The organism is uncultured Veillonella sp. (assembly GCF_938010505.1).
Lineage (GTDB): Bacteria > Bacillota > Negativicutes > Veillonellales > Veillonellaceae > Veillonella.
In genome coordinates, this window is sequence record NZ_CALLVP010000122.1 from 1 (window position 1) to 11,455 (window position 11,455).

The following is an 11,455-nucleotide window of genomic DNA, read 5'->3' on the forward strand; positions in this document are numbered from 1 at the left end:
GGTCGTGTACCATTTGAAGGGGAAACGCCAATTGCAGTAGCATTAAAACATGTTCGTGAGAAAGTAGATCCTCCAACTCGATATAATCCATCGATTCCGCAGCTTTTAGAGGCTGTTGTTATGAAGGCATTATCTAAAAATCCTGCAGATCGATTTGATTCTATTTCTGATATGATCAGTGATTTACGATTATCTCAAGGCTTTACGATGGGGAAAACACAACGTCATGAACCATATGACTTTGCTACACAAATGATTCCTGCTGTTGATCCTGAAGCACTTGAAGATCTCAGTACTATTCAAGAAGAGCATAAAGGCGAGGGCAAAAAGAAGAGTATGTTAAGTAAAATTGCATCGATTCCACAAAAATACATCGTTCTAGGTGCTGCTGTTATTTTTTTAGTAGCATTTTTAGGTGCTTTCTTAAGCTATGGCAACTTCTGGAGTAATACTACAGTAGATGTACCTAATGTGGTGGGTAAGCAGGTTTCTGTTGCTAAAAATATCTTAGAAGATAAACATTTACGTGTGTCTACAAGTGAAGTTACTAATCCTGATGTGCCAGCTGGTCAAGTTATTTCCCAGACTCCTGGTGCAGGGGAAAAGGTTAAAGAACAACGTACGATTCACCTCGTTGTTTCCAAAGGTGTAGGCGATATTACGGTACCGGATTTATCTGATTTAACGGTAGATCAAGCTCGTCAACGACTTAAGGACTTAGGCTTAGTTGTGGGTAAAATAACTCAGCAATCTGTAGATGGTAAAAAAGACGGCGTTATTATCGCTCAAAGTCCTTCTGGAGACTCTAAAGTGTCTAAAGGTACCACAATTGATATCGTTGTAAATAAAGCGAAAGCTAAAAAAGTTAAAGTACCTAATCTTGTAGGAATGACATTGAAAGATGCTCGTGATACATTGAGTAATGCTCATCTAGGAGTAAACCAAGTAGCGGGATCTGTGGAAGAAAAATCTGTCGTTATAGAGCAAAGTATAAAAGCTGGCGATGAAATCGATGAAGGTTCCACATTAAATCTTACTACTGAGTTCAAAGATGATAAAAAGAAATCCGACAAAAAAGACGGAAGCAGTAGTAATAAAACAACTGGTACTATAGACGTTACTGTACCAGCTGGTTCTAAAAATCAAGAACTTAAAATTGTCGTAAAAGACGATGAAGGCTCCACCGTAATTTATGATGATACTAATAAACCTGGTGATCGTGTCGTTCGAAAAGTGTCCGGTGTAGGTAATGTACGTATTGAGGTATATCTCAATGGTGCATTAGTACAAGAGACTGCATTATAAGAGGTACTATGATTACAGGCATTGTTGTCAAAAATATGAATGGGTACTTTTATATACAAGATGATACGAGTACTATACATGAATGTAAGGTTCGTGGCAGACTTAAGCAAGGTCGCTATAGTTTACTTGTGGGTGACCGAGTTACGATTTCGGAGGATGGGTTCGTTGAATCCATCCACGAACGCCATAATTCGATGGTTCGTCCCGCAGTCGCTAACATCGATCAAGTCGTATTGGTTGTAGCAGCCCATGAACCAGATATCAATGAACTTTTACTTAATAAAATGCTCGTTATGATTGAACATGCGGATATTCCTATTATTCTATGTATTAATAAATGTGACTTGATGGATTCAGAGACGGAAGCCATGGTTGATCTATATAAATCAATCGGTTATGAGGTTTTGATGACATCCACATATAATATGACAGGGATCGAGGATTTACGTCATGTGCTTCAACATAAGGTAACGGCTTTTGCAGGACCATCTGGTGTTGGTAAAAGTAGTCTTTTAAATGCGGTAGATCCAAAATTTGCCTTTCAAACAGGCGAGGTAAGTGACAAGATTAAGCGCGGTAAACATACTACGCGCCACGCATCTTTATATAGTTTGGATGCAGATTCATTTATCATGGATACACCTGGTTTTAGTGCTATTGAATTCAATGATGTATCCCTTGAACGATTGCCTACATTATTTCCAGAATTTGGTGAGTATGTTGATACTTGTAAATTTAATCCTTGCTATCATGAACATGAACCTATTTGTGGGATTAAAGCGGCTCTAGACACTGGTCATATTCATCGTGGACGATATGATGCTTACATGTCTATACGTAATGATATAGAAAGTCAACGAAAGAGGTTTTAATATGATTAAAATTGCACCATCTATGCTGTCCGCAAATTTTGCGACATTAAGCGAAGAATTAAAATCTATTGAATCAGCGGGGGCTGACTTATTACATATTGACATCATGGATGGACACTTTGTTCCAAATTTAACTTTTGGTGCACCTATTGTGAAAGCGATTCGCCCATATACAAAACTTCCATTTGATGTGCATCTAATGGTTACAAATCCTAATGATTATGTTGAAGAATTTGCAAAAATTGGTGTAGAATATTTTACATTTCACCAAGAAACCGTACCTCATATGCATCGTTTGATTCAACATATTAAACAATGTGGCATGAAAGCTGGTGTTGCACTAAACCCTAGTACCCCTGTAGCTGTACTAGAAGATGTGGCTGCAGATTTAGACATGATCTTAATTATGTCTGTAAATCCAGGCTTTGGGGGGCAATCTTTTATTAAGAATGCTATAAAAAAAGTCAAACAAGCTAAGATTTTGTTAGAAGAAGTAGATAATACAACGGCAGTCATCGAGGTAGACGGTGGTATTAATGATATCACTTGTGTACCGATTAAAAGAGCGGGGGCTACAGTTTTAGTTGCTGGTTCTGCAGTGTTTGGTGCTGAAGATCGTGTAAGTATGATTGAATCTATTCGCAATAATTAAATAATTTAGCTTTAGGTATACTGATTTATGAAATAAATTTAAAGATAGATTTATTATATCGATGATAAAAATACTGAAGTAAATTTAATTAAAATAAGGAGTGAGGAATTCTTTAAGAAATCCTCACTCCTTGCTTGCTTTTACCCTATTTTTTTGTTAAAATTATTAGGTATGAAAAATATGCACGTCAGTGGACTTCGGTACTGTGCCTAATTTTGGGTGACCCGAAGGATGAAGCGGCGGAGGTTAATTAACAGGAGGTGCCACAATGGCAGTAGTATCAATGAAACAATTATTAGAGGCTGGTGTACACTTTGGTCATCAGACTAGAAGATGGAATCCTAAAATGGCGAAATTCATCTTCACTGAGCGCAATGGTATTTATATTATTGACTTGTCTAAAACAGTTAAAAAAGTAGAAGAAGCTTACTCTTTCTTACGCGAAGTTGCTTCCCAAGGCGAAGTAATCTTGTTCGTAGGTACTAAAAAACAAGCTCAAGAAGCTATTAAAGAAGAAGCTATCCGCGCTAACATGTTCTTCGTTAACGAACGTTGGTTGGGCGGCATGTTGACTAACTTCAAAACAATTGAAACTCGTATTAAACGTTTAAAACAATTGGAAGCAATGGCAGAAGATGGTACTTTCGAAATATTGCCTAAAAAAGAAGTTATCGGTCTTCGTCATGAAATGGAAAAATTGGAAAAATACCTTGGCGGTATCAAAGATATGCCTAAAATGCCAGGTGCTCTTTTCGTAGTTGATCCTAAAAAAGAAAAAATCGCTATTGCAGAAGCTAAAAAATTGGGTATTCCTGTAGTTGCAACAGTTGACACTAACTGCGACCCAGATGAAGTTGATTTCCCAATTCCAGCAAATGATGACGCTATCCGCGCTGTTAAATTGTTGGCTGGTAAAATGGCTGATGCTGTTCTTGAAGGTCGTCAAGGCGAATCCTTCGAAGAAGCATTAGATAACATGGTAGCTGATTCCGCTGAAATGGTTCGAGACGGTAAGGCTTAATCGTTGTCGTATTAGCATTTGAAAGATAAATCTATAACATATATAATTGGGGTAAGGACTATATCCTTACCTTAATTAATACTAGGAGGAACAAAATAATGGCAATTACTGCTGCTTTGGTAAAAGAATTGCGCGACATGACTGGCGCAGGTATGATGGACGCTAAAAAAGCATTGGTTGAAACTGACGGTAATATCGATAAAGCGGTTGACCTTCTTCGTGAAAAAGGTTTGGCTGCAGCAGCTAAAAAAGCTGGTCGTATTGCAGCTGAAGGTGTAGTACAATCCTACATCCACGCTGGTGGTCGTATCGGCGTTTTAGTAGAAGTTAACTGCGAAACTGACTTCGTTGCTAAAACTGATGATTTTCAAAACTTGGCACGCGACATCGCAATGCAAATCGCAGCTGTAAATCCTACATACTTGAATCGTGAAGAAGTTCCTGCTGAAGTAATTGAACACGAAAAACAAGTATTGTTAGAACAAGCTAAAGTAGAAGCTGAAGAAGACGTTAAAGCTGGCCGTAAACCAAAACCTGAAGCTGTTTTGGAAAAAATGGTTGCTGGTCGAATTGAAAAATTCTATAAAGAAAACTGCCTATTAGAACAAGTATTCATTAAAGATGGCGACAAAACTGTTACAGACATCATTAATGAAAGTATTGCAAAAATCGGTGAAAACATCAACGTACGTCGTTTTGTTCGCTATGGTTTAGGTGAAGGCATTGAAAAACGCCAAGATGACTTCGTAGCTGAAGTAATGGCATCTGTTGGTAAATAATTAATAAACAATAAGAGAACACCGTACAGTGTTCTCTTATTTTGCAATAGAGGAGTAAAAATATGGCAAAGAGAAACTTTCGACGTATTGTTTTGAAGTTGAGTGGTGAAGCATTAGCAGGTGAACAAGGTTTTGGTATTAATCCAGATGTTGTCGAAGAATTTGCAAAAGAAATTGCTGCTTTAGCAAAATCCACTGATTTAGAAATCGCAATTGTTGTTGGTGGCGGTAATCTATGGAGAGGTTTAGCTGGTAGCAATCAAGGTATGGATCGTGCTACTGCTGACTATATGGGGATGCTAGCAACAGTGATGAACTCCTTAGCATTGCAGGATGCATTAGAGCAAGCTGGCGTAGATACACGTGTTCAAACAGCTATTGAAATGCAAGAAATTGCAGAACCTTATATTCGTCGTCGCGCTATTCGTCACTTAGAGAAAAAACGCATCGTAATCTTTGGTGCAGGTCTTGGAAAACCATACTTCTCTACTGATACAACGGCTGCATTACGGGCTGCTGAAATTGAAGCTGATGCAATTTTGATGGCGAAGAAATTTGCTGATGGTGTATATGATTCCGATCCTAAAACGAATCCTAATGCCGTAAAATTTGATGAATTAACATATAATGACATCATTACAAAAGAATTGAAAGTTATGGATGCTACATCTACGACTTTATGTAAAGATAACAATATTCCTATTATTGTATTTAGCATGGACATTCCTGGTAATATTACAAAAGCCGCTAAAGGTGAAGAAATCGGGACTATAGTTCGAGGAGAATAATTCATATGGAAATCAAAGAATTGTTGCAACAAGCAGAAGAACGCATGAATAAGTCTATTGAGGCTTTAAAACATGAATTCGCATCTATTCGTACAGGCCGTGCTAGCGTAGCATTGCTTGATAAAGTAATGGTTGACTACTATGGTAGTCCATCTCCAATTAATCAAGTTGCGAATATTTCCGTGCCTGAGCCTCGCATGATTGTTGTTGCGCCTTGGGATAAAACGATGATTGGTGCTATTGAAAAAGCAATTTTACAATCTGATTTAGGTTTAAATCCTGGTAATGATGGTGCACAAATTCGTTTGACTATTCCTCAATTAACTGAGGAGCGACGTAAAGAAATTGTTAAAGTAGTTCATAAAAAAGCTGAAGATGCAAAAGTTGCAGTACGCAACATTCGTCGTGATGTAAATGATGCATTGAAAAAAGAAGAAAAAGCTAAAACAATTACTGAAGATGATGCTAAAAACGGTTTAGATGAAATTCAAAAGCTTACCGATGCTAAAGTTAAGCAAATCGATGAGTTAAAAGCAGTAAAAGAAAAGGACGTATTAGAAGTATAATGTTAGATTCTAATATTCTTATTGGAATACCATGGCAGCTTGCAAAGTCTTGTTTGCAAGCTGCCCATATTCCTTTTAAGGTAATGATTGGAGGATCTTTTAATCGCTTTTTTGAAATTGCGGATGAAGGATTTTATGTATCACGTATTACAAAGGTTGATGAGTGTTTACATATACTATTATATAGACCAATGATTGCCAGCGACTTCGGAAATTCTGACGAGGTAGACTATGTTAAAGAAATTATTTAACCGTAAACAATCTGATACGCCTGTCATTGATAGCAATGTAATTCCAAAACATGTTGCTATTATTATGGATGGGAATGGACGTTGGGCTAAACGTAGAGGGATGCCTCGCTCTATGGGTCATCGTGCTGGTGCAGACGTATTAAAGCAAATTGTTATGACTGCAGATGAAATTGGAATTAGAGCTCTTACGGTATATGGTTTCTCTACTGAGAACTGGAAGCGTCCTGAACAGGAAGTTTCTTTACTTATGGCTCTCATAAAAGAATACTTAAACAATAATGTTAAGTATATGCATGAACATAATGTACGCATTCGATTTATTGGTTTTATTGGGGCTCTTTCAGAAGAACTTCAAGAAATCATTCGCGATGCAGAATTATTAACTAAGAATAATACAGGCCTTACTTTACAGTTAGCGATTAACTATGGTGGGCGTGATGAAATAGTTAGAACTATCCGAGACATTACAAATTCTGTTGTGGATGGTACTATTACAATGGACAATATTACTGAAGAATATGTAAGTTCGCACTTATTCACTAAAGAGTTTAGTGATGTAGATCTGTTAATTCGTCCGAGTAGTGATTTTAGAATTAGTAACTTCTTGTTATGGCAACTAGCATATGCTGAATTTTGGTTTACTGATTTGCATTGGCCAGATTTCACTAAGGAAACTTTATTAGAAGCTGTTGCGGTATATCAGAAACGAGAACGCCGATTTGGTGGCTTAAGTGATGAGGAATAAAAAATGTTAAAAACACGTGTTATTACCGCTGTTATAGGTTTTATTATTGCCTTAGGGGCCATTACATTAGGCGGACCTATATATGATGTTCTAATTACACTTTTAGCTTTATTAGGGTGGCGTGAGTTTGTATTACTTGGTAAAGCTAAACGTGTTCGGATATCTATTATATGGGGCTATATTAGCATTTTATTGCTAATGATTGCTTTTGCATGTCATCAGTATATTATAGCTATAGCTATTTTAGTATTAAGTTTATTCGCTAATTATATGTTGTGTACATTTGGTGAAAGTAAATATTCTATAACTAGTGTATCTTTCAGTGTATTTGGATTACTCTATCTTGGTATTGGCATGAATTCATTGCTCATGATTCGTCATGATTCAATTTACATGTCTTTATCAATGCCTTTTGAACTGCATAATTGGGGAACAATTACACTTTGGCTATTATTGTTTACTACATGGGCTAGTGATACCTTTGCTTATTTTGCAGGTCGCGCCTTTGGTAAACGAAAAATAGTACCATCAATTAGTCCTAATAAAACACTGGAAGGCTTTATTGGTGGCTTTATTGGTTGTATTTTTACAGGCGTAGTATTTTCATTTATCGTTGGTATTCCTTGGTGGATGGGTATCCATGTAGGCATGATTAGCGGTATATTAGCACCATTAGGTGATTTGTTTGAATCAAAGATTAAACGATTATGTAATGTGAAAGATTCTGGAACATTATTACCAGGTCATGGCGGTGTATTGGATCGCTTCGATAGCTTATTATTTGCAGCTCCCATTACATTAGTCTATATATTGCTATTCTCGTATTAGTTTTATAGAGGTACACTTATGAAATACCTAAGTATTATTGGCAGTACTGGCTCAATCGGTACACAGACGCTTGATGTGGTGTCTCAGCATCCAGATCAATTCAAGGTGGTTGCCTTAGTGGCACATCATAATATTGACCTCTTAGAATATCAAATTAAAAAATATGAACCTTTAGTAGCAGGTCTTGTAGATGAAAGTGCGTTTAAGGAATTACAAACACGTTATACAGGTCCTACAAAATTATTAGGTGGTAAGGAAGCCCTTATTGCAGCGGCAACGATTCAAGAAGCTACGATGGTTATTACTGCTATTGTAGGTGCTGCAGGTATTGAGCCCACAGTAGAAGCTATAAAAAAAGGGAAGACTATAGGTCTTGCTAATAAAGAAACTCTTGTTGCTGGGGGCCCACTAATTACGTCGCTAGCTAAAGAACACGGGGTTCAAATTTTACCTATTGATAGTGAACATAGTGCTATATTTCAGTGTTTAGAAGGGCAAGGTCGTGACAATGTTGATTCTTTAATTGTTACTGCTTCTGGTGGCCCTTTACGTACATGGGACTCTAGTAAGATTCAAACTGCAACTGCTGCAGACTGTTTGCGACATCCTACCTGGAATATGGGCAATAAAATAACTATAGACTCTGCCTCCTTATTCAATAAAGGATTAGAGGTAATAGAAGCTCACTGGTTATTTGGTTTCGATTTTGATCATATTGATGTAGTAGTACATCCTCAAAGTATCGTTCATTCTATGATTCGTATGAAGGATGGTGCGATATTAGCGCAAATGGGAAATCCAGATATGCGTGAGCCTATTCAATATGCTTTAACTTATCCAAAACGTGAAGCTTTACGTATGAATCATCTTGATTTTACTCAAGCTCTACAATTGGAGTTTTTACCTCCACGATATAACGATTTCCCTGCGCTTCGACTTGCTTATGAGGTAGGGCGTGCTAGTGGATTTAAACCAGCTGTATTTAATGCAGCCAATGAAACGGCAGTATATGCCTTTTTAGAAGATAAAATCGCCTTTGGTGATATTTATAAAGTCGTTACTTCTGTTCTTGAATCTATGGGATCAGAAGATGACTTTACGTTAGACAATTTATTATCCATCGACAGATGGGCCCGTGAAAAGGCTACATCGTTGATGTTATAGGAGAATATATGATTACGGCATTAGCCACAATATTTGTATTTGGTTTAATCGTGTTTATTCATGAGTTAGGCCATTTTATTACAGCTAAGATGTCAGGTATGCAAGTTGATGAATTTGCTATAGGTTTTGGACCAGCCATATTTAAAGTAAAAAAAGGGGAAACTTTATATTCTATTCGTATAATTCCTCTTGGCGGATTTAATCGTATTGCTGGTATGACACCTGATGAGCCTCTTAATGAGCGCTCCTTTTATAATAAACCTGCGTGGAAAAAATTTATCGTTATTTCCGCAGGGGCTGTATTCAACTTTATATTGGCCATTGTACTTTTCTTTGGCCTTAATGTGACTGTAGGAAATCTTACCTATACAAATGAACCAGTTATTGGTAACATCATTGCGGGTAGTTCAGCAGAACAGGCTCATTTACAAGCAAACGATAGAATTATTACTATCGATGGCAAAAAAATTACTACTTGGGATGATATTCGCCCTAGCTTACAAGGTACAGCAAACCACGGTGTGACTATTGTTGTAGAGCGCGAAGGCCAAACTATCGAGACTACGGTAATACCTAAAATGGAACAAGATAGTCCTAGAATTGGCATTTATCCTAGTTTTACTCGTGAAACTTATAGTATTGGTGAATCTTTGAGCCTTGCTGTTAGCCGGACAGGGCAAACTATTGTTGCTATGGTCAGTGGCATTTACGATATGATTCGTGGTACACAAACAGCTGAACTATCTGGACCAGTAGGTATTTCTCAAATGGCTGGTACTATTGCACAATCTGGTTTTGCTCCACTATTAAGTTTTGCTGCATTCCTCAGTATTAATTTAGGGGTTATTAATCTTTTACCATTACCTGTATTAGATGGTGGTCATTTGATTATTATCTTAGCGGAAGCTATAACAGGTCGTAGATTACCTGCTAAAGCTCTCATGTATATTCAAATGGTTGGGGTTGCCTTAATGGTAGCATTGTTCTTATATGTAACAACGCAGGATATTTTCCGCTTACTATAGGACAGATGGGAGATTACAATGATTGTACGTAAACCAACAAATGGTATCTATGTAGGTACAGTTAAAATTGGAGATTATGCACCAGTAAGTATTCAATCTATGATTACTACAGATCCAGTACATACGGAGAAGGCAATTGCAGAAATTAATCGTTTAGCAGAGGCTGGTTGTGAACTGGTTCGTGTTGCAGTCCCTACAATGGCATCTGCAAAGGCTTTAAAAGCTGTTAGAGCTGGCATTTCAATTCCTTTGATTGCTGATATTCACTTTGATTATAGATTAGCTTTAGAAGCTATTGAAAATAATGTTGATGGATTGCGCATCAACCCAGGTAATATTGGTGGTGAAGATAAGGTATTAGCCGTTATTGAAAAGGCAAAACCTAAACAAATCCCAATTCGCATAGGTGTTAATGCAGGGTCTTTACCAAAGCATATTCTCGATGCTCATGGCGGTCATCCTACAGCGGATGGTATGGTTGAAACAGCTTTAGAACACGTAAGAATTCTAGAGAAACTTGATTATCGTCAAATGAAATTATCCATTAAAGCCACGGAAGTGCCTCTAATGGTAGAAGCATATCGTAAATTATCCGATAAGATTCCTTATCCCTTACATTTAGGTGTTACAGAAGCTGGTACTATTAAACAAGGCACTATTAAATCTGCTATGGGTATTGGTGCTTTGCTTCTCGATGGTATCGGTGATACCTTACGGGTATCCTTAACTGGTGATCCAATTCACGAAATTGAAGTTGGGCGCAGTATTTTAAGTAGTTTAGGATTACGAAACTTTGGAGCCACTATGATATCTTGTCCTACATGTGGTCGCTGCCAAGTAAACTTGTTTGATATGGCTGGTATCGTAGAAGAACGTTTAGCATCTATTAAAGCACCAATTAAGGTTGCCGTTATGGGGTGTGTTGTAAATGGTCCAGGGGAAGCTCGTGAGGCTGACTTTGGTATTGCTGGTGGTGATGGTCAAGGTATTATTTTCCGTAAAGGGAAAGTTATTAAGACTGTACCAGAAGCCGAATTAGTAGATACATTGTTTAGAGAAATTGACCAATATTTAGAAAATTTAGATGAGGAGTCTTTATGTTAGCCACTAAATTATATGCACCTACATTACGTGAGGTTCCATCTGATGCTGATGTAGTAAGCCAACAGCTCATGCTTCGTGCTGGTTTTATGCGTAAAACTGCAAATGGTTTATATAGCTTTTTACCATTGGGGTGGAGAAGTATTAAAAAGATTGAAGCCATTGTACGTGAAGAAATGGATCGTGCTAGTGCGCAAGAAATTATGATGCCAATTTTACAGCCTGCAGAAATTTGGAAAGAGTCTGGCCGTTGGAAGGCATATGGCGCAGAAATGATGCGTATTAATGATCGTCATGATAATGAGTTCTGTCTAGGACCAACACATGAAGAAATGATTACAACCCTCGTTAAAAATGA

13 protein-coding genes and 1 pseudogene are annotated in these 11,455 nt (G+C 37.4%); all 14 read left to right on the forward strand.

Annotated features, from left to right (window positions below):
• Positions 1–1,305: PASTA domain-containing protein (locus Q0507_RS07735; RefSeq protein ID WP_298714746.1), on the forward strand; the 1,305-nt coding region annotated here is incomplete at its 5' end.
• A gap of 8 nt (positions 1,306–1,313) precedes the next feature.
• Positions 1,314–2,177: a ribosome small subunit-dependent GTPase A gene (rsgA, locus tag Q0507_RS07740; RefSeq protein ID WP_298714749.1), complete on the forward strand. Its 864-nt coding sequence runs from the start codon at positions 1,314–1,316 to the stop codon at positions 2,175–2,177.
• A gap of 1 nt (position 2,178) precedes the next feature.
• Positions 2,179–2,829 carry a ribulose-phosphate 3-epimerase gene (gene rpe / locus Q0507_RS07745; protein ID WP_298714752.1) on the forward strand — a complete coding sequence of 217 codons (651 nt, stop codon included), beginning with the start codon at positions 2,179–2,181 and terminating at the stop codon, positions 2,827–2,829.
• Between the two features lie 268 nt (positions 2,830–3,097).
• Entirely contained in the window at positions 3,098–3,850 is a 753-nt protein-coding gene (gene rpsB, locus Q0507_RS07750; protein ID WP_298714755.1) for a 30S ribosomal protein S2, read from the forward strand.
• Positions 3,851–3,948: 98 nt separating this feature from the next.
• Entirely contained in the window at positions 3,949–4,629 is a 681-nt protein-coding gene (gene tsf / locus Q0507_RS07755) for a translation elongation factor Ts (protein WP_298714758.1), read from the forward strand.
• Between the two features lie 62 nt (positions 4,630–4,691).
• Positions 4,692–5,417 (forward strand): UMP kinase, encoded by a 726-nt coding sequence (gene pyrH, locus Q0507_RS07760; protein ID WP_024066541.1) that lies wholly within the window; start codon positions 4,692–4,694, stop codon positions 5,415–5,417.
• Between the two features lie 5 nt (positions 5,418–5,422).
• Positions 5,423–5,983, forward strand: coding sequence for a ribosome recycling factor (gene frr / locus Q0507_RS07765; protein ID WP_298714761.1), 561 nt, complete (start codon positions 5,423–5,425; stop codon positions 5,981–5,983).
• The gene (locus Q0507_RS07770; RefSeq protein WP_298714764.1) at positions 5,983–6,234 is read left to right on the forward strand and encodes a hypothetical protein; all 252 of its coding nucleotides are present in this window, start codon (positions 5,983–5,985) and stop codon (positions 6,232–6,234) included. The genes frr and Q0507_RS07770 overlap by 1 nt, the downstream gene beginning before the upstream one ends.
• Positions 6,215–6,979, forward strand: coding sequence for an isoprenyl transferase (locus Q0507_RS07775; RefSeq protein WP_298714767.1), 765 nt, complete (start codon positions 6,215–6,217; stop codon positions 6,977–6,979). Before Q0507_RS07770 ends, Q0507_RS07775 begins: the two co-directional genes overlap by 20 nt.
• Before the next feature lie 3 nt (positions 6,980–6,982).
• On the forward strand, positions 6,983–7,807 hold the full coding sequence (locus Q0507_RS07780; protein ID WP_298714770.1) for a phosphatidate cytidylyltransferase: 825 nt from the start codon (positions 6,983–6,985) through the stop codon (positions 7,805–7,807).
• 18 nt (positions 7,808–7,825) lie between these two features.
• A complete protein-coding gene (locus Q0507_RS07785) occupies positions 7,826–8,971 on the forward strand; it encodes a 1-deoxy-D-xylulose-5-phosphate reductoisomerase (protein WP_298714773.1) in 1,146 nt (381 codons plus the stop codon).
• An 8-nt stretch (positions 8,972–8,979) separates the two neighbouring features.
• Positions 8,980–9,996, forward strand: a complete 1,017-nt coding sequence (gene rseP, locus Q0507_RS07790; RefSeq protein ID WP_298714776.1) for an RIP metalloprotease RseP — start codon at positions 8,980–8,982, stop codon at positions 9,994–9,996.
• 18 nt (positions 9,997–10,014) lie between these two features.
• The gene (gene ispG / locus Q0507_RS07795) at positions 10,015–11,100 is read left to right on the forward strand and encodes a flavodoxin-dependent (E)-4-hydroxy-3-methylbut-2-enyl-diphosphate synthase (protein WP_298714779.1); all 1,086 of its coding nucleotides are present in this window, start codon (positions 10,015–10,017) and stop codon (positions 11,098–11,100) included.
• Positions 11,094–11,455: pseudogene (locus Q0507_RS07800) on the forward strand (proline--tRNA ligase); the annotation flags it as partial. The gene ispG and the pseudogene Q0507_RS07800, both read left to right, overlap by 7 nt.

Excerpts from the sequence above, each read along its gene's own strand:
- rsgA (WP_298714749.1), top strand. The coding sequence starts at position 1,314 with ATGATTACAGGCATTGTTGTCAAAAATATGAATGGGTACTTTTATATA.
- rpe (WP_298714752.1), top strand. The coding sequence starts at position 2,179 with ATGATTAAAATTGCACCATCTATGCTGTCCGCAAATTTTGCGACATTA.
- rpsB (WP_298714755.1), top strand. The coding sequence starts at position 3,098 with ATGGCAGTAGTATCAATGAAACAATTATTAGAGGCTGGTGTACACTTT.
- tsf (WP_298714758.1), top strand. The coding sequence starts at position 3,949 with ATGGCAATTACTGCTGCTTTGGTAAAAGAATTGCGCGACATGACTGGC.
- pyrH (WP_024066541.1), top strand. The coding sequence starts at position 4,692 with ATGGCAAAGAGAAACTTTCGACGTATTGTTTTGAAGTTGAGTGGTGAA.
- frr (WP_298714761.1), top strand. The coding sequence starts at position 5,423 with ATGGAAATCAAAGAATTGTTGCAACAAGCAGAAGAACGCATGAATAAG.
- Q0507_RS07770 (WP_298714764.1), top strand. The coding sequence starts at position 5,983 with ATGTTAGATTCTAATATTCTTATTGGAATACCATGGCAGCTTGCAAAG.
- Q0507_RS07775 (WP_298714767.1), top strand. The coding sequence starts at position 6,215 with ATGTTAAAGAAATTATTTAACCGTAAACAATCTGATACGCCTGTCATT.
- Q0507_RS07780 (WP_298714770.1), top strand. The coding sequence starts at position 6,983 with ATGTTAAAAACACGTGTTATTACCGCTGTTATAGGTTTTATTATTGCC.
- Q0507_RS07785 (WP_298714773.1), top strand. The coding sequence starts at position 7,826 with ATGAAATACCTAAGTATTATTGGCAGTACTGGCTCAATCGGTACACAG.
- rseP (WP_298714776.1), top strand. The coding sequence starts at position 8,980 with ATGATTACGGCATTAGCCACAATATTTGTATTTGGTTTAATCGTGTTT.
- ispG (WP_298714779.1), top strand. The coding sequence starts at position 10,015 with ATGATTGTACGTAAACCAACAAATGGTATCTATGTAGGTACAGTTAAA.